Source organism: Aquirufa novilacunae, from assembly GCF_045310505.1.
In the GTDB taxonomy this organism is placed as follows: Bacteria; Bacteroidota; Bacteroidia; order Cytophagales; family Spirosomataceae; genus Aquirufa; species Aquirufa novilacunae.
The window spans coordinates 5,292-30,037 of record NZ_JBEWZG010000001.1; the positions used below are offsets into that span (position 1 = coordinate 5,292).

Consider the following 24,746-nt stretch of genomic DNA (forward strand, 5'->3'; position numbering starts at 1 on the left):
TCTGATAATAAAGCAGACGAAACTTCGTACACTGGTAATTGTGCAATTAAAGCATCAGAGGCGTTAGTTAATAGTTCTACCGCATCTTTAGAAAAGAGTAGGGCAGACGCTTCAATCACCAAGGCACAAATTTCTGCTCCATGAACGCGGGTGGTTACTTCTTCGGCAATGGCCTTTTGTAAGATACGTAAGTGTGGAGCTTCCGCATGTGCGCGTTCCATCTCTTCGATTTGGTCCTTCGTATATAAAGTAAATACGCGGATTAAACGAGGAACGTCAGCATCAGCCGCATTTAGCCAAAACTGATAAAAGGCGAAAGGAGAGGTTCTGCTTGGATCTAACCAAACGTTGCCTGATTCTGATTTACCAAATTTTGTCCCATCTGCCTTTGTTACTAAAGGAGTGGTTAAAGCGAAAGCGGCGCGTTCCGTTGCATCCTCATCGTGCCCCTCTTTACGGCGAATGATTTCTGTACCCGTGGTGATATTTCCCCACTGATCAGAACCACCCATTTGAAGACGCACTTTTTTGGTCTTATATAAATGATAGAAATCGTATCCTTGTAATAATTGATAGGAGAATTCAGTGAAGGAAATGCCGGTTTCTAGGCGTTTCTTAACTGAATCTTTGGACATCATATAATTAACGGTTAAAAACTTACCCGCTTCACGTAGAAAACCTAGGAAGCTGAATTCTTTAAACCAATCGTAGTTATTGACTAATTCAGCCGAATTTGCACCGCCGTGGAACTCTAAGAATTTCTCTAATTGTGCTTGAATCCCAACTTGATTCGCGCGAAGGGTATCTTCTGAAAGAAAATCACGTTCAGCGGATTTTCCAGATGGGTCACCGATCATTCCGGTAGCACCACCTACTAAGGCAATCGGCTTATGGCCAGCTAATTGAAAATGCTTTAATAGCATGATCGCAGCTAAATTTCCAATATGAAGACTCGGTGCAGTAGGATCAAAACCGATATAGGCCACCGTCATTTCTTTGGCCAACTGATCCTCTAAACCCGGAATCATATCGTGTAACATCCCTCTCCAACGTAATTCTTCAATGAAATTTGTCATAAATGATTGTTTTTTGCAAAAGTACTAAATATCCTTCTTTTTAAATAATAGAGATGAATCTCCGTAGCTTAGGAAGCGGTAATCGTTCGATAAAGCCGAGTCATAGACCTTCTTCCAATCCTCCCCAATCAGGGCGGTAATTAAAACCAATAAGGTCGATTTAGGTTGGTGAAAATTCGTCACAAGGGCATCGCAAAAGCGAGGCTTGTATCCCGGCATAATTAATAATTCGGTTTCAGCGACCCAATAATGACGATTATGCTCTTGTAGATACCCTAAAACCGCAGTGAGCGAATCTTGAATCGATACCGTATTTTCACGTCTTTCGTAGGCAAATTCTTTGGGTAAAATAAGTAATCCGTTCTCTAGAGGTCTATTTTCAACAAGCCAAACTCCACTCCAGTACAAACTTTCTAGCGCACGCAAAGCCGTCGTTCCCACCGGAATAAAGGGCCCTCTGTGATTTAAAAGCGTTTCTATCAGGGAAGGAGTAAAGACGATTTGTTCCCGGTGCATCGGATGTTTACTGACATCCTCTTCTTTTACCGGTAAAAAAGTACCAGCACCTACGTGTAATGTGAGGTAAGCTTTTTTAATACCTAATCGATCGATATCTGCTAAAACATCCTCCGAGAAATGCAAGCTAGCGGTAGGAGCTGCCACGGCACCTTGCTTTTCGGAAAACAAGGTTTGGTATCTTTCTGAATCAGAAACTTGGGCTTCTCTTTCCATATAGGGAGGAAGCGGAATTTTGCCTATTTCTTCTAAAACTTGCGCAAAACTCTTATCTGTCTCCCAGCTGATTCGTATGTGATTTAGTTCTCTATTGATCCAAGAGAAAGATAAATCACCTTTAGATAGCACATCGCCTTCCTTCCAGCGCTTTTTATTACCCACTAGGCATTCCCAGCTAGATTCCCCTGTTGCCTCCATCATTTGCTCGGTGGGAGCAGCGTCCGAAAGCGGATGAAGTAGAAAGAGCTCAATCGCCACGCCATTTTCCTTAAATAGTGGAATGCGGGCAGGAATTACTTTGGTATTATTGAAAATTAATAAGGAATTCTCCGGGAGTTGACCTGCTAAGTTGCGAAAGGCGGCGTGGGTAATTTGGCCATCTTGATAAACTAATAGTTTCGAATCATGTCTATTCGCCAGTGGAAATTGTGCGATTTTGGATTCAGGTAGGGGGTAATCAAAAGCCTGAATGGGAATATTCGGCAGTTGAATACTCATAGTTCCTCCTGGAATTTAGGACTTGCAAATAAGCGAAGAGGCAAATAAATCAGCCAAATCAATAGTAATACAATGCCTAACGAGGGTATGTAGTTATAATCGCTTTGATACGTTCTTTCATCATTCAACATCAATAGGGCTCTTAAAGCCAAGATTAAATAGGTGTTGATGATGGCTGGGAAGAAATGTAACCAGTTGATAAAGGTAGTTTTGATAGTCTCGTCTCCTTTTTCAGCGAAAACAGGAAGTATTTTCCCCCAGTTTTCCCTAGGGATTTTGTCGATTGCTTTAATCAGTAAAAGGCTTAAAACGTTTAGTAAAGTGGTGATTCCGGCAACTAAATAGAAGACTTCTTCCTTAGGTAAAAAACCATCGCCTCTGCCTGTTTCCCCAAAATGTACCGCCGTAGGATCAGGAAGTCCTCTGTAGATAAATAATAAAGAGATTCCGAATGCCACGATGGACAAAATTCGCCAAACTCGGGATGCAAAATGGTCTATCGACATAGTTGATTAAAATGTCTGCAAAATTAGTTTTGAAAATCATACCGACCTAATCTTTATTTCTATTATTTTTGTAAATAACCCCAATAGCATGGCAATTTACACGAAGAATGGAGATGGTGGATTTACCCGCTTGGCGGATGGAAAAGGATTGTCAAAGTCTGACGTTCGGATGGACGCGATTGGTGATATTGATGAATTGAATTGTCACCTAGGTGCTTTGATTTGTGTTATCGAACCTCATTTAGCAGAATACTTGCAAGCGATTCAATCAAGCCTATTTGTTTTGGGTGCTCACGTTGCGAGCGATTCGAAGGAATATTTGGGTAATATGAAGTTGATTTCTTTGCACGATATTGTGCAAATAGAAAAGATGATTGACGAAATTGACAGTAAAATAGAGCCTATGCGCTTCTTTATATTGCCAGGAGGTCATCCCGTTATTGCGGCGGCTCAAATTGCGCGGACGGTTTGCCGCAGAGCGGAACGTAGCTTGATTCGCTGGGTTCAAATAGAAGAAAAAGAAGATTATGCGACTGCGATCGCGTATTTGAATAGATTATCAGATTACTTATTTATGATGTGCCGTTATTTGCACCATTCATTAGGCATCCCTGAGATACCTTGGAATTCCGGCAAGTAGAAACAAAAACTTATGCAAGTTACCATTCAAAAAACGCCTAAATCTCGCTTAAGCGAGGTAGATTTTGACAATTTGGCTTTTGGCCGCAGTTTCGCTGATCACATGCTCGTCGCTGAATATGCAGATGGAGCTTGGAAGTCCGTCCAAATTCAACCTTACGGCCCTTTGTCTTATCAACCCGCGATGATGTCTATTCATTATGGTCAGGCAATTTTTGAAGGAATGAAGGCGTATCGCTCGAAGCAAGGCGAGGTATTAGTTTTCCGTCCAGAGGAAAATATGAAGCGCTTTAATAAATCGGCAGTTCGTATGTGTATGCCGGAGGTTCCAGAAGAAATTTTCTTAGGTGGATTGAAGCAATTGATTCAATTGGATAATGCTTGGGTGCCGGAAAAAGACGGTTGTTCTTTGTACATCCGTCCGTTTATGTTTGCAACAGATGAGTATGTGGGCGTTTCTCCATCCACTACCTATAAATTTATCATCTTCAATTGTCCTGTAGGATCGTATTATTCAAAGCCTTTGCGTGTACGTGTAGAGACTGAATACATTCGCGCAGCAAAAGGGGGAGTAGGTTTTGCTAAGAATGCCGGTAATTACGGCGGTTCATTATTCCCTACGATAGAGGCGAACAAGGCGGGATATGATCAAATTATCTGGACTGATGCGGCGACACATCAATATGTAGAGGAAGCGGGGACGATGAACCTGATGTTTATCATCAATGGAGCTTTGGTGACTGCGCCTACAGGTGATACCATATTAGATGGAGTGACACGGAAGTCAGTGATTCAGATTGCCAAAGACTGGGGCGTCGAAGTCCAAGAGCGTCTCTTATCTGTGAAAGAATTAGTGGAAGGAATTAGCTCAGGAGCGGTAACCGAAGCATTCGGGGCTGGAACTGCTGCAGTGATTGCGCCTATTCAGACGATCGGTTTTGAAGGTAAAGATTACGAATTACCAGCTCGTAAGGAGAGCGATTTCTCTGCCAAAGTGTTCAACGAGATCAGCCAAATTCGATTAGGCGAAATCGCTGACACCCGCGGTTGGATTTATAAAATTTAATTAGCTGCTTTAAAGCTGATTTTAATACCCGGATCTTTGGGAGTACTAACGTTCTCTAATTGGATTCGGGTATTTTTATTTTTAGTCCAAAGAACTTGCGTACCTTTTGTCTCAGATGGGCCAAATTTTACCTCTAAATAGCCTTTCCATTGATCAATTAAAGGCTGCACATCTTCTGCCGAATCAACGAAAATATCAAAGGTGATTTCTTGGAGTTTATTTTGATCGTTTGGGATGTAAGTGATATCGCTAAAATTCAAATCGGTATCATCGAAATAAAGCGTGTAGGATTTCCCTTTTTCGGGTTGAGATTCGGCTACTTCTAACGAGTCGTTAATGGTGGAGAAATCTTGACCCCAGGTCGTGTTTCGAACGATATTTGTTGGGCTTACCGTCAGCTTTTGAACCCATTCGCCACTGGCTGACCAAGCTGTCGCGACAGCTTCAGTTTGTTCGCTATCCTTGTTTTCAGCTTGTTTTTCCTGACTGCAGGAATGTAAGATGATTACTACAGTTCCGGAAATAAAAAGGCTCAAGAATGGAACGATTAGTTTATTTAACGGTTTCTTCATACAAATGCAAAAGGGAGTGAGAATTTTTATTTACCAAAAATAGATGAATTTCGCCATTGATGATAAAAAATGTTATTTTTGGGGAAATATAATCGGATTATAGGCTTTGGCCTTCAAGATATATAAGAATATTAGTGGTTAGGTATTTTTAAAATGAGCTGGTTTTTAACCGGCTTTTTTTTGCCTAAAACTCCCGACCGATACTAACTACGAGGCCAGATTTACCACTATTAATGACAGGGACGCCTAATTTACATACGAAGTTATAATAGGTAACGATGTCGAATCCAAGGCCCATGCCGTAAATCCATCGATTTGAAAAGCGACTATTAGTTAGCTCAGGGCTCGCTTGATAAACATAAGCGAAATCGAAGAATACGGTCGGATAAACAGCAATAGGCACTTGGTTGAATTGCTTGTACGGAATAAAGCGAATGGGAATTACCTTATTATAAAGCTGGTATTTAAAGGTGTTTTTAGATAACAAGTAATTCGTTCCATCGATGACGTTCAGTTCGTAGCCACGCACATTGTCATTCCCGTATCCCAGGGCTTGTAGGTTAGCATAGGGGATATTTCTATTCTCTTGCGTCAATTTGCCTTTCCAGGATGTAGTGATGAAAAAATTCGACCCTAAATCGAAGAAATAGGAAATGGATGCTCGTAAATCCCAATAATTCAAGGCGTCTTGCGCCAGAATACCAAAATAATTATACGCAAAATCAAGCTTTTTTCCTCTTAAAGGATAGGGCGCATAATCCCGAAAATCATACGAATACGCGTAGGTTAGCTGTAGGAAATTTTGCTCATTCGATCCCTTGTAATAGTAATTTGGGTTTAGTAGGCGAATGGTATCTGATACCACAGAGTGACTGTAGCGCATCTCTGCAAAGTGGAAATCATAGAATTTAATTCTTTTTCGAAAGCTTAAGGCTCCGCTCCAGCGTTCACGTAAAATTTTATCTGAACTTAAAATTTGTAGCGTGTCGTTTCTAGTTCTGACGGCTAAATTTTTATTCGTGGTATAACTAAGAGCTGCCCCTATACCTAGGGTCTTTTTAGGATCAATATAGGGGTTAGAATAGCCCAATTCCAGGCGCTGCGTAAATCCAGTTTCTGCTTTAAAGCTGAGCCTTTCGTTTCTACCCCTAAAATTATTGTGAATTAAGTGGGCTCCATAAATCGTTCTACTAAAAGAATGACCTTTAGACCACCATTCGTTTAAGTTCCGATCAGCTAACTGAAATATGGGGTAGCCTAGTAAATACCACTGCTCGAGAAACTCATAGGTAATTTCTATATGTTCGGGTTTGTTTTGGTGGTAATCACCTTTCACCCAAATGAAAAGATTCGTATTGTTTAATTTTCGGCGATTAAACTCAAGTCGAGCATCTAATTCTGACACTTGCAAGGTGTCACCCGAGTGCAAATCCAATTCTCTTCGCAGGATATTGTCACGTGTTTTTTCGTTCCCTTTGAAAATGACGCTGTCCACGATGACGAATTGCGCTTTTGCACTATTAGAAATCGTGGTAAATAATAATAATAAGAAAAGGAGGCGGAGCATTTTCACCTCGCAATTTAGTCATTTAGAGCGATTTATTCATAAATAATCGTTTCAGGGCTATCATACCAACGTTCGAAATTCGCCTGGTATTTTTTCTCGATGGATGGCCGTTTAATCTTCATTGTAGGCGTCAAACATTCATTTTCAATGTTCCAATCTTCTTTTACGATGACCACCTTTTTTAAATGTTCATAATTTTTTAACATGGGATTAACCTCGTCCTTCAAGCCTAGTAAGGTTTGTTGGATCTCTTCTTTTGGCTTGATTTTTGCCGCTGCACTAAGCACAACAAGAACAATCGGTTGTGGTAAGTTGACGCCCACCACACAGACTTGTTCCACCAATTCATGTGTACCAATTTTGTTTTCTATTGGAGCGGGTGCCACGTAATGCCCTTTGGCCGTTTTGAAATTATCTTTAACTCGCCCAGTAATAGAGAGGAATCCTGCCGAATCCAAGGTGCCTTGATCGCCGGTTTTTAGCCAGCCATCTGAGGTGAATAAATCATTCGTTAATGCCAGTTCCTTGAAATAGCCTGTTGAATTATAAGGTGCCCGCATCTGAATCTCGTTGGTTTCAGGATCAATTCGCGTTTCGCAGTCCGGATGCACTCGGCCTACAGAACCTAGTTTGATTTGATCTCTAGGCATGACGGCATTCAAGCCCATATTTTCGGTCATACCGTAGGCCTCCTGAATAAAGATGCCTAATTTTTGAAACCAGATCATCAGTTCCTCAGAAATGGGTGCGGCCCCAGTAACAGCTAGTTTTGTGCAGTCTAAGCCGAGTCCTTTTTGGATCTTTTTTTGAATGATATTTTTCAAAATGGGAATCCGCAAGAAGAGATCTAATTTCTTTTGTCCTCCAATTTTCTGTAGAATACCTTCCTGGAATTTAGCCCAGATTCGTGGTACAGCTAGGAAATGGGTAGGTCTAGCGCTTGCTAAATTTTTCGCAAAAGTATCGAGGTTCTCGACAAAATAGATGGTGCCTCCTGCCGCTGTTCCAGCAAATTCGACAAAGTTTCTCTCTGCGATATGGCATAGGGGTAAATAGGAAATAAATCGTGCCGAAGGTTGATCTAATAACGCAATTTCTCTGGCCATATTGATGCCTGCTTCGATACCGCCATAGGTAATCATAACTCCCTTAGGCATTCCGGTCGTGCCAGAGGTGTAAACAATGGTGGCGATGTCCTCGGGTTTCGGCTGAGGTAAAGACGCGATTTCATTTTCTGTTTTCAGAATCTCCGCCCATTGATGACCCGATTTTTCCGAACTTTCTGGCGTATGTATCACAAGGACGTGCTCCGGAATGGCCTCTTTGATTTTGTCCCAATGATCTAATTTACCTACAATCAGGATGGAACACTCCGAATGCACTAAAACCTGATGCAATTGGTCTTTCGTTAACGTGGCATAGAAAGGGACTGATATGCCACCCGCAGCTGCAATTGCCAAATCTGCCATCATCCAATGGGCCGAATTTTTGGCTACTATTCCAACATTTTTCGATTCCTCTGTTAGATGTCTCTGTAAAAAATGAGCGATCTTTTTAACCTCCACTGCGGCTGCCGCATAGCTATAGTCAATGTATTGATCGCCATGTGGTTGTCTTAAATAAAGGTTGTTTGGAGTGGTATTTGCCCAATGAAGGAAATTCTCCAAGTTGCTTTGGTAATGAGAAATCATGTAAGGTATTTAGAGGAATTTAAGAGGGAAAAATAAAACTTATTTCCTTTAAATCATAGGATTCTACCGTGAATTCTTTTTCAATTTCCAATAATCCCTGTTCATTAACCCCTAGAATTTTGCCCTCAAAACGTTCATTGCCAGCTTCGTAGCTAGCCCATTCTAATCGTCTGAATAAGCGTTCATGGTAGTGCTCATCGATTTTCTCAAATTGCCCTTCCTTAAAAAGGGTATAGGTATTTTCGATCCCTTGGGAAATATAATTGTAAACCTCTGGAAGTGAAATGGGATCTTTCAGTTCTAAATAGGAGCGGAGTGAGGTGCCTCTAATTCCTTCGAAATTGAGTTGATTGATATTAAGTCCGATGCCTACGATGGAAAAGCTCCACTTTCCTGCTTGGAAATTATTCTCAATTAAAATCCCTCCTAATTTGACTCCATCCAGGTAAATGTCATTGGGCCATTTGATTTCAAAATTGAAATTTTCTCCCTGCGTAGCACGAGACCAAGCCTCTAGTCCATCCAAGATGCCATTCGCTGCGGCTTTGCTTAGAAAGAATTGTTTTTCGAGCAGTGCATGAGATGGTCTGAGTAAAATGGAAAGGGTAAGATTTTGATGGGGCTCGGCTTGCCAGGTGTTTCCTCTTTGTCCTCTACCGGCAGTTTGATGACCTGCAATCCAGGCAAAACCTTCTGGAATTTCCCCGTTTAAGGCCTCCTCAAAGGCGATAGAATTCGTCGATGGACAAATGTCTAGATATTTGCTGTTTTTGCCAATGAAGCGGGTGGGAGCTTGGTAATTGTTCAATTATTATTTGTAATTTTAGGGTTACAAGAACAAATTTAGATTTTTATTCGTTATTGGTTTCTTGTTACACAAATTAATACAGAAAAACATTTATGAGTAAAACTCTTAAGAAAGTCGCTAAGCAAGTCGATGCGTCAGAGGAAATAGTGAGCTGGGTGGTAAAAGGCATGCAGGATAAAAAAGCGCAAGAAATCACGGTGTTGGATTTACGTAAAGTAGATAATGCTTTTACGGATTTCTTTGTGATTTGTTCAGGTACATCTGACACACAAATTGATGCGATCGCTGATTCAGTGGATAAAGAAGTCTGGGAATCAGGTAAAATTCACGTACATGCGGTAGAGGGAAGAGCAAATCGGGAATGGATTTTAATGGATTATTATGACGTGATTGTTCACGTATTTTTGAAAGATAAACGGGCTTTTTTCAAGCTTGAGGAATTGTGGGGTGATGCAAAATTCACTGTTATTCCAGATTAATTTTATTTTAGATTTATAGAACCTTATCACCCATCAGGGTGTTTAATGCCCAACAATAAAAATCAAAATGGCCAAACAAGGGAATAATTTTAAAAACGCGAAACGTTCAGGCTTACAGCCTCGTATGCCTAAAAAACCAGTCGGAGGATTCCAAAGTTGGATGGTCGTAGGTTTAGTGTTAGCGGTTGTTAGTATGTTTTTCTTTTCGAAGGAAACAACATTGCAGCCTATCACAATCAAGCAATTTGAATCGATGTTGATTCAAAAAGAGGTGGAGAAAGTGGTGATTGTAAATGATAAAATTGTGGAAGTAAGTCTTAAGCCGACTTTTATCCCGAAGTATTTCAAGAAAAACACGACGCAGAAATTAGTTCCTGCTGCGCAAGTTCCTCACTTTGAATTTGAGATTAATTCGAAAGAAAGCTTCGAGCGTTTCTTAGAAGATCGCCAAAAAACCTTCCCTCGTAATGAGCAAATTATGGCCTCTCCGGAGACTAGAACGGGTCCTTTGGACTGGTTAGGGACTTGGGGATTCTTTATCTTAATGGGTCTGAGCTTCTATTTCTTGTTCTTTAGAATGGGTGGTGGAGCCGGTGGCGGAGGTCAAATCTTTAACATTGGTCGGTCCCGTGCTACGCTGATTGAAGGCGAATCGAAAGTGAAGATTACCTTTAACGATGTTGCTGGTCTAGACGAGGCGAAAGAGGAGATTCAGGAGATCGTAGAGTTCTTGAAATTCCCGAAGAAATTCACTGATTTAGGGGGTAAAATCCCGAAAGGAGCCTTATTAGTAGGCCCTCCAGGTACAGGTAAAACTTTGTTAGCGAAAGCTGTTGCAGGTGAAGCTGGTGTTCCTTTCTTCTCACTTTCAGGTTCTGATTTCGTGGAGATGTTTGTCGGGGTAGGCGCTGCGCGTGTGCGTGATTTATTCAAGCAAGCGAAAGAAAAAGCACCTTGTATTATTTTCATCGATGAGATTGATGCGGTCGGTCGTTCCCGTGGTCGTGGTTCTATGCCAGGAGGAAACGATGAGCGCGAAAATACACTTAACTCCCTTTTAGTGGAGATGGACGGTTTTGCAACTGATTCAGGTATTATCATCATGGCGGCAACAAACCGTCCAGATGTATTGGATCCTGCTTTATTGCGTCCAGGTCGTTTTGATCGTCAAATCTCGATTGACAAACCCGATATTATTGGTCGTGAAGCGATTTTCAAAGTGCACTTGAAGCCATTGAAATTAGCCGCAGATACAGATCCGAAAGAATTAGCTGCTCAAACACCAGGTTTCGCTGGTGCTGAGATTGCGAACGTATGTAATGAGGCGGCTTTAATCGCGGCGCGTCGTTCTAAGACAGCAGTTGACATGAACGATTTTCAAGAAGCGATGGATCGCGTAATTGGAGGTTTGGAAAAGAAAAACAAATTGATTTCTCCAGAAGAGAAGAAAATTGTTGCCTTCCACGAAGCAGGACACGCCATTGCGGGTTGGTTCTTAGAGCATGCGAATCCTTTAGTAAAAGTTTCCATCGTACCTCGTGGGGTGGCGGCTTTAGGCTATGCGCAGTATTTGCCTAAGGAGCAATTCTTGTACCGCACGGAGCAGTTAATGGATGAAATGTGTGTTACTTTGGGTGGTCGTGCGGCAGAGGAAATTGTGTTTGGCAAGATCTCTACAGGTGCTCAAAATGACTTAGAACGTATCACGAAATTAGCCTACTCGATGGTGACCATTTATGGTATGAATGAGAAGTTAGGTAATATTTCTTATTACGATTCCAAAGGCTCAGAATACCAATTTAACAAGCCATATTCAGAAACGACAGCCCGCGAAATTGATGAGGAAGTTCGCAAAATCATCAAAGAAGCGTATGATCGAACGAAGAAGTTGTTGAAATCGAAACAAGATAAATTGACGATTTTAGCCGAGCAATTATTGCAGAAAGAGGTCTTATTCCAAAGCGATTTAGAGGCTTTAGTGGGTCCTCGTCCATTCGAGCAATTGACGTCCTACCAAGAGTTTATCAAGGGGGAGACGGAGAAAAAACGCAAGGATGCAAAAGATGAGCGTGATTTAGCAGAGGAGAAAAAGAAGGCTCCGGCGAAAGTGGTAACAGCGAAGAAAGCGCCAGCAGCGAAAGCTACGGTAGCAAAAGCTCCGGCTAAAAAAGCGCCAGCTAAAAAGCCAACAGCGACGAAAGAAGTGGCTGCAAAGCCAAGAGCTAGAAAACCAAAATCGACAGATAGTTAATCAATTGGGTGCCCAAAAGGGTGCCCATTTTTTATATGATTCACCTTCATCTGACATCTGGGAAAAAAGTGTATTTCGCATCGGATTTTCATTTGGGGTTTCCGGATGAGATTACGTCAAGAGAGCGAGAGAAAGCGTTGGTTTCTTGGTTAGATCAGGTTCAGAAAGATGCCCAAGATCTATTCTTGATGGGTGATTTATTTGACTTTTGGTTCGAATACAAGACAGCTGTTCCGCGCGGCTTTGTCCGCTTTCTAGGTAAGCTTTCTGCACTCGCAGATCAAGGAATTCAGATTCATGTTTTTGTGGGTAATCATGATCTTTGGATGTGGGAATACTTAGAAAAAGAGCTAGGTGCGAAAATCTACAGAGAGCCTAGTGATTTGAAAATCTCCACCCCTAACAAATCATTTCAATTACATATTGGTCACGGTGATGGTTTAGGCCCTGGTGATACGGGATATAAAATCTTGAAGAAAGTATTTACGAATCGACTGGCACAATGGCTTTTCGGGTTCCTGCATCCGAATGTAGGAATCAGTTTGGCGAACTTTTGGTCCTCCACACGAAAAGAAAGTACTCTGGCGAAAGGGGAAGATGCTTTTCAAGCAGAAACTGATTTTATTTTAGCCTATATACGTGAAACAGCTGCTAAAAAGCCGGAGATTGAAAGCTTTGTTTTTGGCCATCGTCATCATCCAATGGCTTTCCCTGTAGGAACTACGGCTACTTATTATAACCTAGGGGATTGGTTTAATCCACAATTTAAAAATGCGTATTACCTCCAAATTGATGAAAATAAAATCGACTTTATTCATTTTAACGCTCCTTCTGGCGTTTAACTTGTTTGCTCAACAAAGTACGGAACAATGGCGTCCTGCCATTCATTTTACCCCTAAGATTAACTGGACAAATGATCCCAATGGATTAATCTATATTAACGGAAATTATCATCTTTTTTACCAGCATAATCCGAAAGGCAATGAGTGGGGAAATATGAGCTGGGGCCATGCAAAAAGCAAGGACTTGTTGCATTGGGAAGAGTTACCTGTGGCTATTCCACATGGCAAAGAATATATATTTTCTGGATGTGTGGTCTTTGATAAGGACCACGTTTCGGGCTTAGGGGATCCCACAAAGCCTTTATTGATTGCCATTTATACAGCTGATTACCCCAATACCTTACAGGAGCAGCATTTGGCTTATTCCAATGATGAGGGATTGACTTGGACGAAATACGATAAGAATCCGGTTTTAAGCATCAATTTGAAGGATTTCAGAGACCCTAATATTATTTGGCATGCCCCATCAAATCAATATGTCATGACGGTGGTGAAGCCGTGGGAATATACAGCTCAGTTTTATGGGTCAAAGGACTTGATCCATTGGTCTCTATTGAGTGAATTTGTTCAGCAGGGTGATATCGATATGATTTGGGAATGCCCTTCTTTATTGGAATTGCCGGTGGAGAATTCCAAGGAAAAGAAATGGGTATTAGCCCTTTCGAGCCAAGGACCCTACAAGAAAACAGTGGGTATGCAGTATTTTGTAGGAGATTTTGATGGCAAAACTTTCAAGAATGATGCCCCGAAGGAGCAAGTTAATTATGTGGATTTTGGGCGTGACTTCTATGCAGCCATCCCTTTTTACAATACGGTGGACAAAGAGACTTTTTGGTTAGGTTGGATGTTAAGCTGGTCCTATGGAAAAGAGCAACCGACCTTCCCTTGGAAAGGCCAAATGTCATTAGCTAGAACCTTGTCATTGGTACACACTTCTCAGGGTTTAAAATTAAAGCAGGTATTCAAGCCTAATTTTGCCAGTCAGAAGCCTAGTTTTGAGGCTAAAAACTTGGTTATTGACGGGTCCAAAACGCTTTCAGGAATCAAGTTTCTTCAAAATAAGACCTATATGGTTGAGTTGCGAGTAGATGTGTCACGTGCAAAGCAATGGGGACTTGAAATAGGGGATGAGGCGAAAGAAAACCCTGAATTAACTCGGATAGGATTTGATGAAAAGAGCCAAGATTGGTTCATTGATCGCCGCATGAGTGGCGTTATTCCTGCACCTGGATTTGATATGATTCAATCCGCGCCTTTTGTTCCTGGTGGAGATAAAGTTTTTCAATTAGTGGTGGATCATTCTACTTTAGAGTTGTTAGCGCAAGATGGAACAGTGGCTATCAGTTCATTGCGTTTTCCGAAGAACAAAGAATCCTTAAAATTAGTCTCACAAGGAGGTGAAATCAGGGTAAAGGAATTGCGTATTTGGGAGATTAAATAGCGATTTTTCGTTATCTTCACAGAATTGTATTTTAACCAAGAAACGAATGTCGCAATTTCATACACGCTTAGAGGTCATGTCAGAATTGGCCAAAAACATGGATACCTACGTAAAGGACTACTTAGTCCCGATCGAGACCAATTGGCAGCCAGCAGACATGTTACCTGATGCTACGAAAGATTCGTTCTTTTCAGATGTGAAAGCCTTACAAGAAGCTGCGAATGAATTGCCTTACGATTATTGGGCTGTTCTAGTGGGTGATACCATCACGGAAGAGGCTTTGCCTACGTATGAGTCGTGGTTATTAGGTATGGATACCGTGAATCATGTAGACCAAAATGATGGCTGGGCGCGTTGGATTCGTACCTGGACGGCTGAAGAAAATCGCCACGGAAACCTGTTAGGCACCTATTTGTATTTATCTGGAAAGGTAGATATGAAAGCAGTGGCAGTATCCACACAATACCTAATCGCTGATGGTTTTGACATCGGAACTTCCGCAGATCCTTACCGTAATTTCGTTTACACATCGTTTCAAGAATTAGCAACGAATATCTCGCACCGTCGTACCGCTTCTTTAGCGAAACAAAACGGCAATTCACTTTTATCTCGTATGTGTGCTCAGATTGCTGCAGATGAGCTTCGTCACCACAAAGCCTACCGCGCTTTCGTTTCTGAGATTTTCAATTTAGATCCGAACGAAATGATGCTCGCTTTTGCGGACATGATGAAGAAGAAGATTGTGATGCCGGCGCATTTCTTACGCGAAATTAATGGGGCGAAAAGTTCTTTATTCGAGCATTTCTCTGACGCTGCTCAACGTTTAGGCGTGTATACGACACAAGATTATGTGACGATCATGCGCGGATTGATTAGTGATTGGAATATTGAAAATATGACGGGATTAAATGAAACGGCAGAAAAGGCACGTGATTACGTAGCTAATTTGCCAGCCCGTTTAGAGAAATTAGCAGATCGAGTTAAGGTGCCTGAATTAGCGTATCCTTTCTCTTGGATTGCCTAAATATGTCGAAGAAGTTATCCATGGATGAGCTGAATAGGCTCGACGTTTCTACTTATAAAACCACGGAAAAATTCCCTTATGTGATCGTTTTAGATGACATCAGGAGTATGAATAACATTGGCTCCGCTTTTCGAACAGGGGATGCCTTTAAATGTGCTGCCATACACATGTGTGGGATTACTGCGCAACCGCCTCACAGAGAGATTTCTAAGACCGCTTTGGGGGCAGATGAATCAGTAGACTGGCTTTATTTTGCCGATGCGGCAGACAGTCGCAAGGCCTTGCGTGAAGCAGGTTATCAAATCGTCTGTGTGGAACAAGTGCAAGGTTCTGTATCGTTAGAAAAATTCACTCCAGTACAAGATCAAAAATATGCTTTCGTATTCGGAAATGAAGTTTTTGGCGTAAACGATGCCTGGATTCAGGAGGCGGATTTTAGTTTGGAGATCCCCCAGTTTGGGACAAAACATTCGCTCAATGTTTCCGTGAGTATGGGTGTAGTGATTTGGGATTTTGTCTCTAAAATTATCGCCTAAATTCATTCATCCTTTGTACGTTGCGTTCATCCTTTTACCAGGATCTGAACGCAATTTTTGTTTAAATTCGTTTTATTAAATTCAGTTTATGATACTATCTATTCAAAACGTGGTAAAGCGATATGCTGAACACACGGCGCTGGCTGGGGTAAGTTTAGAGATACCGAAGGGGCAGATTTTTGGCCTATTAGGTCCGAACGGTGCTGGTAAAACATCGCTTATTCGAATTATCAATCAAATAACGGCACCAGATGAAGGTCAGGTGATTTTTGATGGTGAATTATTGCAGCCTAAACACGTCGAACAGATCGGTTATTTGCCTGAGGAGCGCGGTTTATACAAAAAGATGAAGGTAGGGGAACAGTTGATGTATTTAGCGCAATTAAAGGGCCTTTCTAGGACTGAGGCGCAGAATCGATTAAAGGATTGGTTTATTCGCTTGGATATTAAAGATTGGTGGAATAAACCGGTAGATGATCTTTCCAAAGGAATGCAACAAAAGACCCAGTTCATCGCCACTGTTGTGCATGAACCTAAATTATTGATTTTAGATGAGCCATTTTCTGGCTTTGATCCGATTAATGCGAACATGCTAAAAGAGGAGATTTTAGGGCTAAAAGAGCGCGGAACGACCATTTTATTCTCCACTCACCGAATGGAATCGGTCGAGGAATTATGTGATAGTATCGCACTAATTAATCATTCTCAGGTCGTTTTAACAGGGGAGAAAGAGGAAGTTCGCAATCGATATAAGAAGGACGAATATGCGATTAAGTTTTCAGGTGCTCTATCAGACACGGCTGCCTTTCAGGTGGTCTCGGTGGATGATGATGGGCAGTCGGCTATTATCAAATTAACGCAAGCAGATGGTACCAATAAAGCTATTGCAGCCCTGATTAAGCAGGTGGATTTGCAGGAGTTTAAAGAGGTAGTACCGTCCTTTAACGACATTTTTATTCAAGTAGTAGAAGAAACGAAATAAGCGATGAACAAGATATTATTAGTCATTCAGCGGGAGTATTTGACCCGAATTCAAAAGAAATCGTTCTGGATTGCGTCCCTTTTAGGTCCTATTTTAATTACGGCTATTTATGCGGTCCCTATTTGGTTAGCTATGCAGGATAAAGAGGTGAAGCGAATCGAGGTAGTCGATGAGAGTGGATTGTTTCAGATTACGGATTTAGTGGATAAGGAGGTGGAATTTAAGTTAGTCAATAAGCCTGTTGCTGATTTGAAAGCTAATTTTGCCAAAGAAGGATATACAGCCCTCGTGCATCTTCCGAAGGATATTTTGACCAACGGGAAGGATTTGAAAATATATTCAGAAAAGAATCTTAGCCTCTCTTTGAAGTCCTCTATTGAGCGTGTTATTGAGAAAAAGGTGCGTGCGGTGTTGATGAAAGAGGCTGGAATTGCCTCTGAAGTGTATGAAAAAACACAGGTAGATGTGGGGAGTGAGACGGTTACAGTCTCTGAAACTGGGAATGAAACTAGCTCGTCATCTGGAGGGGCTATGATATTAGCTGGAGTTATGGGCTTGCTTCTCTATATAACGCTTTTATTATACGGTTCTCAGGTGATGAATGGGGTGATTGAGGAGAAAAGCAGCCGCATTATTGAGGTGATTATTTCGTCGATTAAGCCTTATCAGCTAATGCTAGGTAAGATTTTAGGCGTGGGAATGGTAGGTTTAACGCAGTTTTTATTGTGGATTGTCTTAACAATTGGTCTATCACAGGTTGCTTCTAAATTCTACCAAACTAGTCCGATTCAACAGAAGGTAGAACAGGTAAAGAAGGCGGATCCTAAAGTAGCGAAAGAGATCAATGATGCCTCCCCAATGGAAGAAGTAACGAAGGTGATTGAGAGCACTAATATCCCACTTGTGGTAGGAGGCTTTTTATTCTATTTCTTGTTTGGTTATTTGCTTTATAGCTCTCTTTTTGCGGCCATTGGCAGTGCGGTGGAGAGTGCCACAGAAGCCCAGCAATTCACTTTTATTGTGATGCTGCCCATTATTGCAGCCTTCATGATGGCTCAGTTTACGATGCAGGATCCCGATAGTACGATGGCGTTTTGGGCTTCTATGATTCCGTTTACATCTCCTATTAATATGATGGTTCGTTTGCCTTACGGTGTTCCAGCGTGGGAATTAGCCACATCGATGACCTTATTGGTCTTAGGATTTCTTGCCTGCAGCTGGATTTCGGCCCGTATTTACCGTATCGGAATTTTGATGTATGGTAAGAAAGTAACCGTAAAAGAGATGGCTAAATGGCTGTTTTACAAAGGGTAATTAAGTATTTAGCCAATTATCTAATTCTTCTGGTTTGAATCCAGCGAAACATCTGTCATTTTGCACCAAAATAGGTCGCTTGATGGCAGATGTTTTTTCTTGTAGGTAGGTAAATACATCTAGATTAGCTTTTTCCGTATCGCTTAGCTGTCGATAGGTGCTCCCTTGTTTGTTTAATACTGTTTCCTCTCCTAATTGATCCAAGAAATAGCGTAATTGATCTGCTGAAATGCCTTTTTTCTTGTAATCGTGGAACTCATAGGGGATGCCTTTTTCGTTTAAATAGTCAAACGATTTTTTCATCGTATTGCAGGCAGGAATTCCGTAAATTTTAAGCATCTTAATGTTTTTGGTGGTATTTTTGTGGACTAAGACAAATTTAATACAAAACATCGTATGGAGTATAGAATTGAAAAAGATACTATGGGTAAGGTGCAAGTGCCTGCTCACGTCTATTGGGGAGCTCAGACTCAACGTTCCATTGAGAATTTCCCAATTGCTCAGGATATTAATAAGATGCCCAAAGAGATCATTCGGGCCTTTGCTTACCTAAAAAAGGCGGCGGCGATCACGAATTTTGAGTCAGGAGTATTAGAAGAAGCGAAGAAAAATTTAATTGCTCAGGTTTGTGACGAGATTTTAGAAGGCCAATGGGCAGATCAATTCCCTTTAGTGGTTTGGCAAACGGGTTCTGGTACGCAATCTAATATGAATTGCAATGAGGTAATTGCTTACCGTGCACACGTTTTGCAAGGGGGGAATTTACTAGATGAGCAAAAATTTGTACATCCAAACGATGATGTTAATAAGTCTCAATCTTCCAATGATACGTTCCCTACAGCGATGCACATTGCGGCATATCAAACGTTAGTAGAGGTAACCATCCCTGGAATTACAAAATTGCGTGATACATTGGCTGCGAAGGCAAAAGCCTTTAAAAACGTGGTTAAAATCGGTCGTACACACTTTATGGATGCGACTCCGTTGACTTTAGGTCAAGAATTCTCTGGTTATGTTTCGCAATTAGATCACGGTTTACGTGCCATCAATAACTCCTTAGCGCACTTATCCGAGTTAGCTTTAGGAGGAACGGCCGTAGGAACGGGTATTAATACCCCTAAAGGCTATTCAGAAAACGTAGCGAAACACATTGCAGCTTTAACTGGTTTACCTTTTGTAACGGCAGAAAACAAGTTCGAGGCACTAGCTGCCCACGATGCGATTGTAGAGGCACATGGAGCCTTAAAAACGGTTGCAGTTAGCTTAATGAAGATTGGAAACGATGTGCGTATGCTTTCTTCTGGACCACGTTCAGGTATTGGCGAGATCTATATTCCAGATAATGAGCCAGGCTCTTCTATCATGCCAGGAAAGGTTAATCCAACACAATGTGAGGCTATGACGATGGTAGCTGCGCAAGTGATGGGTAATGACGTAGCTATCGGAATCGGTGGTTCAAACGGCCATTTTGAGTTAAATGTGTTCAAGCCGGTGATGATCTATAACTTCTTACACTCTGCGCGTTTAATCGGGGATGTGTGTGTGGCATTCAATGACAAGTGTGCAGTAGGTATCGAACCATTGCATGATAACATTAAGAAGCACGTAAATAACTCGTTAATGTTAGTTACGGCCTTAAATACGAAGATCGGATACTACAAAGCGGCAGAGATTGCTCAAACTGCCCACAAAAATGGCTCTACGCTTAAGGAAACGGCGATTTCTCTTGGTTATTTAACTGCCGAAGAGTTTGATGCGTGGGTAAAGCCTGAGAATATGGTAGGCGAGATCAATCTATAAGGAGAAGAAAAATACGCGATTCTCGTCGCGAATAAATAAAAAAGGCCCATACGTTATGTATGGGCCTTTTTTTATATGTTAACTAGGAATTTAAGCCATTTCTCTCAACTCTAGGCTATAAAACTCGTTAGGGAAGGGGAAGCTTTTGGCAATTTCTTCGGCAACATCTAAACCTGGTAAAATCAGCGTAACGATCTGAGAAATTTCTCCGCCGTCAATTTGTGAGATCAGTAGGTGGTCCAAATTTCCACTTTGATTTAAAGCCTTTTTTTCTCCTGAAAATTTCTGAAAAAGCATGTCTGCGTATGTCGATTTTAAGCCTTTTAACCAGGTCCGAATTTGGTCTAATTCAGCCTCCGATGCGAGGCTTGATTCGCTGGAAATTCCACTCACAGGACCTCGAATAATGAACACAAATCGCTTCATAAAAAATTGTATTATTCTACTATTTTAAAATTCAGACTGGAATTTATCAAAAGGATTTTCCTTTGGTATTTTCGGAGTCGGAGTGGATTTTTCTTTCGGAGCTGCCTTCACTTTGGGTAGGAAAGGGGAGAGCCATTCATCTAATTGACGAAGCGCATCCTTCTCTAATGAATAGTAAATGAAGACTCCATTTCTACGCGTGCTCACTAAGCCTGCATCTTTCAAAACAGATAAATGCCTGGAAATAGTAGGAGCGGCGTAGTCAAATTGATCAAATATAGCCGTAGCAGGAAGCTCTCCGTCCTTTAATAGTTCGATGATTTTCCGTCTAGACTCATCCCCTAAAGCTTTTGCTATGTTCTCTACAGCCATGCTATTATTTGATATTTAGCTAAGTTAATATATTGATTGGAAATCTCCAAATCAGGTTATTGATATGCTTCTTAGCAGTAATACTAATTAATTAGCAATATGGATAAATAATAATTAGCAATAGTGTTAAATATGTAATCTTGTATATAGCTTTATTGCTAAATATAAGATTTGAGAGTATAGAGTAGAGAGTAAAGCACAAAGAATAAAGAACAAAGAATAAAGGGTGATCCCCTTTGGCTATCGACTATCGACTATCGACTAGTGACTAGTAACTAGCGACTAAGTCGTAGTCGACTAAGTCACGAAGTGACGACTAAGCTGCATAGTAGCGACTTGCGCCTACTGCGTCACATACACCCTCTTCACCCGTTCACTGATGTTAGTCATCAATTCGTAAGGGATGGTTTCGGCTTGTTTAGCTAAATCGTATAATTGTATTTTTCCGCCAAAGGCTATGGCGGTGTCGCTGACAGATATGTCAGGAAATTGGCTGATATCTACCATGCACATGTCCATGCAAATAGAGCCTACTGTAGGGCATAAATGTCCCTTAATTTCGAAGTGTCCTTTTCCCATTCCGAGGGCTCTGGAATAGCCATCTGCATACCCGATGGCTAGGGTGGCAATTCGCCCTGGACCAGTCAAATTTCCACGTCTACCATAACCGATCGACTCCTCTGGAGCGATGTTTTTGATCTGAGAAATGGACGTTTTTAAGGTTAATACGTTTTCGATCTTGTTTTTTACGTTCGGATTACCGGTAATTCCGTATAAACTGATCCCTAAACGGACCATGTCTTGGCGTGCTGAAGGGTAATTTTGAATGGCTGCCGAGTTAGCGATGTGTTTAATCGTTTGATAACCTAAACTTTTCTCAATTTCTGTGGCTGCTTGGCTAAATTGGTCTATTTGTTTTTCTGTAAATTCGCCATGTTGTGGGCTGTCTGCAGCCGCTAAATGACTTAATATACTAGCCACCCAAAGTTGAGGCATTTGGGCTAAATTTTCGCCTAATTCTTCGATTTCTGATGATTCAAAACCCAAACGTTTCATGCCCGTATCTAATTTGATATGGATCTTAATGTTTTTGTTTTGCTGCGTGCTGTATTCGTCAATCGCTTTTAATAGATCGAAACTGTAAATTTCTGGTTCTAATCCATTTTCAGTTAGCTTATCGAACTCTTCTACTGTTGGATTCATTACCATAATAGGTACGTAGATTCCGTGTTTACGCAAATAAACACCTTCATCTGTATAAGCTACAGTTAGATAGTCTACTCCGCTATTTTGTAATAGGGCGGCTATTTCGATGGCGCCTGTGCCGTAGGCAAAGGCTTTGACCATTACCATCAGTTTGGTATCGGGACCAATGCTCTTTTTGAAATAGGTCAAATTGTGCTTAATCGCATCTAAGTTAACCTCTAGTTGTGTTCTGTGCGTCTTATTTTCAAGGGCATGCACAAGTTTTTCGAAGTTGAATTTGCGGGCCCCTTTTAATAAGAGTTGGCTATTATTGATAGTATTTAATACGCCGGAGGAAATAAGGTCTTCTGTCGTGTGATATACATCAATAGAGTCAAAATTGACTTTATTTCGAATGATATGTTCGCCTACTCCGATGACGCGGTCGATTTTTTGGTGGCGCACTAAAGATGCCACTTCAGCATATAAATCCTTTTCAGGTATGCCTGTTTCGATGAAATCACTGAGGATTAGAACACTTTTCTTCTGTTTATTTTTCTGCAATAAAGGGAGCGCTAAGCGAAGTCCATCCACATCGTTATTATACGAATCATCGATGAGTGTATTTCCGCGCAGTCCTTCCTTCATTTCAAGTCGCATTGAAATCGGCTTGAGTGCTCTTGATTTAATTCCTAAAATGTCGCGACTGATTCCTAAAATAGAGGCTAGGACGAGGCAATTAGTTGCATTTTCTAGGGATGCTTCATCCGACATATCGATGTGACTATCGATAAATGCTTCGCTTTGAGCTGCTTTAATGACTTTTATGTGGGCAGATTTTCCTTTTGTTTGCCAAAAAGTGAACAAACCTTTATCTGGACTTATCGTATTCCACCCGATTAACTCACAGGAAGGATTGATTTCCTGCATGATGGTTTTAATGGCATCATTTTGGAGGTCTTTGATTCGGTAAACGAGTTTTTTGGCGTTTTTAAAGAGAATTAGTTTCTCTCTAAGTTTCTCTTCATCAGAACTAAAATTAGAGCCGTGAGCCTCGCCAAAATGCGTAAAAATACCATAATCAGGCTTTAGCATCGTTTCGATGCGCTCCATTTCACCTTTTTGGGATATACCTGCCTCGAAAATACCCAAGGTATGCTTCTCTTGCATAGCCCAGAGGGAAAGAGGCACGCCTATTTGGGAATTATAACTTTTAGGGCTTTTTGTAATAGTAAATGAGCTATTGCACAAAATGGCAAGCCATTCTTTGCAAATCGTCTTACCATTAGATCCCGTGATGGCGATGAGCGGATACTGAAATTGTTCCCGGTGATGCTTCGCAATTTCTTGAAGGGTGGCGATACTATTCTCCACCACATAGATGTTTGTTTGCTCCCAGGAAACGGCTTTTTCGGCTATTGCGCCATGCCAAGCTGATTCCTCGACGATGAATTCGCGAACGCCTTTGGCATACAAAGATTCAAGATACTGGTGCCCATCGTGATTCAATCCATGGACGGCAAAAAACGCGGTTTTTGCAGGCTCATAAATGGTGCGGCTATCTAAACTTAAATAAGCAGCGCGAAGATGGGCAGGAGCTTTATGTTGAATCATGAATCTAAAATACAAAAAGGCGAGGAAAACATCCCTCGCCTTTCGTTAATTTATGTGAAATAGGCTAATTAAGCCTCTAAAGCTGCAACTCCTGGTAAAGTTTTGCCTTCCATATATTCTAATAAAGCGCCACCGCCTGTTGAAACGTAGCTAACGCGATCGCCATAACCTGCATTGTTAACAGCAGAAGCAGAATCACCACCTCCAATGAGAGAGAAGGCGCCATTTTCTTCAGTTGCTTTCACAACCGCATCAGCGATAGCATTTGTTCCAATAGCGAAGTTAGAGAATTCAAATACGCCCATTGGACCATTCCAAAGGATTGTTTTAGACTTTGCAATCGTCTCTTGGAATAAAGCCACTGACTTAGGACCGATGTCTAAACCTTCCCAACCATCAGGTATACATCCGCGTTCTACGGTTTGACGGTTTGCGTTGTTGTTGAAATCATCTGCGCAAACATTGTCTAAAGGCATAATTAAGTTCACACCTTTGGCCTTCGCCTTCTCGATTAATTCCTTTGCTAATTCTACTTTATCTGGCTCAGAGATCGATTTACCAATCTTTCCACCCTCTGCAAGAGAGAAAGTATAGGTCATTCCACCACCGATGATTAAATTATCTACTTTGTCCAAAAGACGCTCGATAATCAAAATTTTATCTGAAATCTTAGAACCACCCATGATCGCCGTAAATGGACGCTCAGCGTATTCAAGGATCTTTTGTGCGTTATCTAATTCCGCTTGCATCACGTAACCACTCACTTTATCTGTGAAGAATTGACCAATTACCGCAGTAGAAGCGTGTGCACGGTGAGCCGTACCAAACGCATCATTCACCCACACGTTACCTAAGCGAGCTAATTTCTGAGCGAAATCAACATCTCCTTTTTCTTCTTCCTTGTAGAAACGAAGGTTCTCAATTAACAAGATTTCACCTGCTTGTAAACCATTCGCTAATTCAACCGCTTCGTCAGAGATGCAATCTGAAGTAAACTTTACTTTAACTCCAAAAACCAACGATAAAGGAGTCACTAAGTGTTTTAAAGAGTACTTTTCTACGGGACCGTCTTTCGGACGACCTAAGTGAGACATTAAAACGACCGATCCGCCATCCTTCAAAATCTTTTGAATCGTTGGAATCGTAGCCTTAATTCGGGTATCATCTGTAATTTCGAAACGATCATTCAAAGGAACGTTGAAATCAACACGTACTAGCGCTTTTTTACCGGCAAAATTGAAATTAGCAACAGTTTGCATATTTTTGTTTTGATTTATGAATAAAAGGATAATCCCTTTAAAAGGTAGACAAAGATAAACAAT

The 24,746-nt window shown here is 41.3% G+C and carries 23 protein-coding genes (1 of these 23 only partly in view); 11 read left to right on the plus strand and 12 right to left on the minus strand.

All coding sequences use genetic code 11. The annotated features are described in order from the left end of the window. The 3 genes in view from tyrS to V7S74_RS00030 are tightly spaced (at most 24 nt apart) and all read right to left on the minus strand, a layout consistent with a single transcriptional unit that may run on beyond the window. Positions 1-1,076 carry the 5' portion of a tyrosine--tRNA ligase gene (gene tyrS / locus V7S74_RS00020; protein ID WP_406776722.1) on the minus strand. The gene continues 217 nt to the left of window position 1, outside the view, so the window shows 1,076 of its 1,293 coding nt (coding positions 1-1,076); its start codon is at positions 1,074-1,076; its stop codon lies beyond the left edge, outside the window. 24 nt (positions 1,077-1,100) lie between these two features. Then, positions 1,101-2,309: an S-adenosylmethionine:tRNA ribosyltransferase-isomerase gene (locus V7S74_RS00025; protein WP_406776723.1), complete on the minus strand. Its 1,209-nt coding sequence runs from the start codon at positions 2,307-2,309 to the stop codon at positions 1,101-1,103. Next, a complete protein-coding gene (locus V7S74_RS00030) occupies positions 2,306-2,815 on the minus strand; it encodes a hypothetical protein (RefSeq protein ID WP_406776724.1) in 510 nt (169 codons plus the stop codon). The genes V7S74_RS00025 and V7S74_RS00030 overlap by 4 nt, the downstream gene beginning before the upstream one ends. 88 nt (positions 2,816-2,903) lie before the next feature. Here V7S74_RS00030 and V7S74_RS00035 point away from each other — a divergent pair, with 88 nt between their 5' ends. Together V7S74_RS00035 and V7S74_RS00040 are read left to right on the plus strand one after the other, a co-directional pair. Continuing rightward, positions 2,904-3,455, plus strand: coding sequence for a cob(I)yrinic acid a,c-diamide adenosyltransferase (locus V7S74_RS00035; protein WP_406776725.1), 552 nt, complete (start codon positions 2,904-2,906; stop codon positions 3,453-3,455). 12 nt (positions 3,456-3,467) lie between these two features. Further along, on the plus strand, positions 3,468-4,520 hold the full coding sequence (locus V7S74_RS00040) for a branched-chain amino acid aminotransferase (protein ID WP_406776726.1): 1,053 nt from the start codon (positions 3,468-3,470) through the stop codon (positions 4,518-4,520). Here the strand turns inward: V7S74_RS00040 and V7S74_RS00045 are convergent. The 4 genes from V7S74_RS00045 to V7S74_RS00060 form a co-directional block, all read right to left on the minus strand. Beyond that, complete coding sequence (locus V7S74_RS00045; protein WP_406776727.1) at positions 4,517-5,092, minus strand: hypothetical protein; 576 nt, start codon at positions 5,090-5,092, stop codon at positions 4,517-4,519. The genes V7S74_RS00040 and V7S74_RS00045 overlap by 4 nt on opposite strands. A gap of 184 nt (positions 5,093-5,276) precedes the next feature. Then, positions 5,277-6,659 carry a BamA/TamA family outer membrane protein gene (locus V7S74_RS00050; protein WP_406776728.1) on the minus strand — a complete coding sequence of 461 codons (1,383 nt, stop codon included), beginning with the start codon at positions 6,657-6,659 and terminating at the stop codon, positions 5,277-5,279. A gap of 32 nt (positions 6,660-6,691) precedes the next feature. Continuing rightward, positions 6,692-8,350: an AMP-binding protein gene (locus V7S74_RS00055; RefSeq protein WP_406776729.1), complete on the minus strand. Its 1,659-nt coding sequence runs from the start codon at positions 8,348-8,350 to the stop codon at positions 6,692-6,694. 19 nt (positions 8,351-8,369) lie between these two features. Next, positions 8,370-9,158: a biotin--[acetyl-CoA-carboxylase] ligase gene (locus tag V7S74_RS00060; RefSeq protein ID WP_406776730.1), complete on the minus strand. Its 789-nt coding sequence runs from the start codon at positions 9,156-9,158 to the stop codon at positions 8,370-8,372. Positions 9,159-9,250: 92 nt separating this feature from the next. On the opposite strand from V7S74_RS00060, the gene rsfS reads away from it, so the two are divergent. The 8 genes from rsfS (at position 9,251) to V7S74_RS00100 (ending at position 18,027) form a co-directional block, all read left to right on the plus strand. Next, the gene (rsfS, locus tag V7S74_RS00065) at positions 9,251-9,637 is read left to right on the plus strand and encodes a ribosome silencing factor (RefSeq protein ID WP_406776731.1); all 387 of its coding nucleotides are present in this window, start codon (positions 9,251-9,253) and stop codon (positions 9,635-9,637) included. A gap of 67 nt (positions 9,638-9,704) precedes the next feature. Then, positions 9,705-11,888: an ATP-dependent zinc metalloprotease FtsH gene (ftsH, locus tag V7S74_RS00070; protein ID WP_406776732.1), complete on the plus strand. Its 2,184-nt coding sequence runs from the start codon at positions 9,705-9,707 to the stop codon at positions 11,886-11,888. Positions 11,889-11,923: 35 nt separating this feature from the next. Beyond that, a complete protein-coding gene (locus V7S74_RS00075) occupies positions 11,924-12,730 on the plus strand; it encodes a UDP-2,3-diacylglucosamine diphosphatase (protein ID WP_406776733.1) in 807 nt (268 codons plus the stop codon). Further along, on the plus strand, positions 12,681-14,171 hold the full coding sequence (locus V7S74_RS00080; RefSeq protein WP_406776734.1) for a glycoside hydrolase family 32 protein: 1,491 nt from the start codon (positions 12,681-12,683) through the stop codon (positions 14,169-14,171). Before V7S74_RS00075 ends, V7S74_RS00080 begins: the two co-directional genes overlap by 50 nt. A 46-nt stretch (positions 14,172-14,217) precedes the next feature. Then, on the plus strand, positions 14,218-15,195 hold the full coding sequence (locus V7S74_RS00085; protein ID WP_406776735.1) for an acyl-ACP desaturase: 978 nt from the start codon (positions 14,218-14,220) through the stop codon (positions 15,193-15,195). 2 nt (positions 15,196-15,197) lie between these two features. Beyond that, on the plus strand, positions 15,198-15,731 hold the full coding sequence (locus V7S74_RS00090; RefSeq protein WP_406776736.1) for a TrmH family RNA methyltransferase: 534 nt from the start codon (positions 15,198-15,200) through the stop codon (positions 15,729-15,731). Between the two features lie 88 nt (positions 15,732-15,819). Next, a complete protein-coding gene (locus tag V7S74_RS00095; RefSeq protein WP_406776737.1) occupies positions 15,820-16,713 on the plus strand; it encodes an ABC transporter ATP-binding protein in 894 nt (297 codons plus the stop codon). Between the two features lie 3 nt (positions 16,714-16,716). Then, positions 16,717-18,027: an ABC transporter permease gene (locus V7S74_RS00100; RefSeq protein WP_406776738.1), complete on the plus strand. Its 1,311-nt coding sequence runs from the start codon at positions 16,717-16,719 to the stop codon at positions 18,025-18,027. On the opposite strand, the gene V7S74_RS00105 is transcribed toward V7S74_RS00100, so the two are convergent. Then, positions 18,028-18,366, minus strand: a complete 339-nt coding sequence (locus tag V7S74_RS00105) for a Spx/MgsR family RNA polymerase-binding regulatory protein (RefSeq protein ID WP_406776739.1) — start codon at positions 18,364-18,366, stop codon at positions 18,028-18,030. It abuts the gene before it with no gap. Positions 18,367-18,423: 57 nt separating this feature from the next. Here V7S74_RS00105 and fumC point away from each other — a divergent pair, with 57 nt between their 5' ends. After that, positions 18,424-19,827, plus strand: a complete 1,404-nt coding sequence (fumC, locus tag V7S74_RS00110) for a class II fumarate hydratase (protein ID WP_406776740.1) — start codon at positions 18,424-18,426, stop codon at positions 19,825-19,827. A gap of 90 nt (positions 19,828-19,917) precedes the next feature. On the opposite strand, the gene V7S74_RS00115 is transcribed toward fumC, so the two are convergent. The 4 genes from V7S74_RS00115 to V7S74_RS00130 all read right to left on the minus strand — a co-directional run bounded on the left by V7S74_RS00115 (position 19,918) and on the right by V7S74_RS00130 (position 24,683). Further along, positions 19,918-20,253 (minus strand): hypothetical protein, encoded by a 336-nt coding sequence (locus V7S74_RS00115; RefSeq protein ID WP_406776741.1) that lies wholly within the window; start codon positions 20,251-20,253, stop codon positions 19,918-19,920. 24 nt (positions 20,254-20,277) lie between these two features. After that, positions 20,278-20,625 carry an ArsR/SmtB family transcription factor gene (locus V7S74_RS00120; RefSeq protein ID WP_406776742.1) on the minus strand — a complete coding sequence of 116 codons (348 nt, stop codon included), beginning with the start codon at positions 20,623-20,625 and terminating at the stop codon, positions 20,278-20,280. 342 nt (positions 20,626-20,967) lie between these two features. After that, positions 20,968-23,424 (minus strand): bifunctional UDP-N-acetylmuramoyl-tripeptide:D-alanyl-D-alanine ligase/alanine racemase, encoded by a 2,457-nt coding sequence (locus V7S74_RS00125; RefSeq protein WP_406776743.1) that lies wholly within the window; start codon positions 23,422-23,424, stop codon positions 20,968-20,970. Positions 23,425-23,492: 68 nt separating this feature from the next. Next, the gene (locus V7S74_RS00130; RefSeq protein WP_406776744.1) at positions 23,493-24,683 is read right to left on the minus strand and encodes a phosphoglycerate kinase; all 1,191 of its coding nucleotides are present in this window, start codon (positions 24,681-24,683) and stop codon (positions 23,493-23,495) included. Positions 24,684-24,746 lie beyond the last annotated feature (63 nt).

Excerpts from the sequence above, each read along its gene's own strand:
- V7S74_RS00025 (WP_406776723.1), bottom strand. The coding sequence starts at position 2,309 with ATGAGTATTCAACTGCCGAATATTCCCATTCAGGCTTTTGATTACCCC.
- V7S74_RS00030 (WP_406776724.1), bottom strand. The coding sequence starts at position 2,815 with ATGTCGATAGACCATTTTGCATCCCGAGTTTGGCGAATTTTGTCCATC.
- V7S74_RS00035 (WP_406776725.1), top strand. The coding sequence starts at position 2,904 with ATGGCAATTTACACGAAGAATGGAGATGGTGGATTTACCCGCTTGGCG.
- V7S74_RS00040 (WP_406776726.1), top strand. The coding sequence starts at position 3,468 with ATGCAAGTTACCATTCAAAAAACGCCTAAATCTCGCTTAAGCGAGGTA.
- V7S74_RS00045 (WP_406776727.1), bottom strand. The coding sequence starts at position 5,092 with ATGAAGAAACCGTTAAATAAACTAATCGTTCCATTCTTGAGCCTTTTT.
- V7S74_RS00050 (WP_406776728.1), bottom strand. The coding sequence starts at position 6,659 with ATGCTCCGCCTCCTTTTCTTATTATTATTATTTACCACGATTTCTAAT.
- V7S74_RS00055 (WP_406776729.1), bottom strand. The coding sequence starts at position 8,350 with ATGATTTCTCATTACCAAAGCAACTTGGAGAATTTCCTTCATTGGGCA.
- rsfS (WP_406776731.1), top strand. The coding sequence starts at position 9,251 with ATGAGTAAAACTCTTAAGAAAGTCGCTAAGCAAGTCGATGCGTCAGAG.
- ftsH (WP_406776732.1), top strand. The coding sequence starts at position 9,705 with ATGGCCAAACAAGGGAATAATTTTAAAAACGCGAAACGTTCAGGCTTA.
- V7S74_RS00075 (WP_406776733.1), top strand. The coding sequence starts at position 11,924 with ATGATTCACCTTCATCTGACATCTGGGAAAAAAGTGTATTTCGCATCG.
- V7S74_RS00080 (WP_406776734.1), top strand. The coding sequence starts at position 12,681 with ATGAAAATAAAATCGACTTTATTCATTTTAACGCTCCTTCTGGCGTTT.
- V7S74_RS00085 (WP_406776735.1), top strand. The coding sequence starts at position 14,218 with ATGTCGCAATTTCATACACGCTTAGAGGTCATGTCAGAATTGGCCAAA.
- V7S74_RS00090 (WP_406776736.1), top strand. The coding sequence starts at position 15,198 with ATGTCGAAGAAGTTATCCATGGATGAGCTGAATAGGCTCGACGTTTCT.
- V7S74_RS00095 (WP_406776737.1), top strand. The coding sequence starts at position 15,820 with ATGATACTATCTATTCAAAACGTGGTAAAGCGATATGCTGAACACACG.
- V7S74_RS00100 (WP_406776738.1), top strand. The coding sequence starts at position 16,717 with ATGAACAAGATATTATTAGTCATTCAGCGGGAGTATTTGACCCGAATT.
- V7S74_RS00105 (WP_406776739.1), bottom strand. The coding sequence starts at position 18,366 with ATGCTTAAAATTTACGGAATTCCTGCCTGCAATACGATGAAAAAATCG.
- fumC (WP_406776740.1), top strand. The coding sequence starts at position 18,424 with ATGGAGTATAGAATTGAAAAAGATACTATGGGTAAGGTGCAAGTGCCT.
- V7S74_RS00115 (WP_406776741.1), bottom strand. The coding sequence starts at position 20,253 with ATGAAGCGATTTGTGTTCATTATTCGAGGTCCTGTGAGTGGAATTTCC.
- V7S74_RS00120 (WP_406776742.1), bottom strand. The coding sequence starts at position 20,625 with ATGGCTGTAGAGAACATAGCAAAAGCTTTAGGGGATGAGTCTAGACGG.
- V7S74_RS00125 (WP_406776743.1), bottom strand. The coding sequence starts at position 23,424 with ATGATTCAACATAAAGCTCCTGCCCATCTTCGCGCTGCTTATTTAAGT.
- V7S74_RS00130 (WP_406776744.1), bottom strand. The coding sequence starts at position 24,683 with ATGCAAACTGTTGCTAATTTCAATTTTGCCGGTAAAAAAGCGCTAGTA.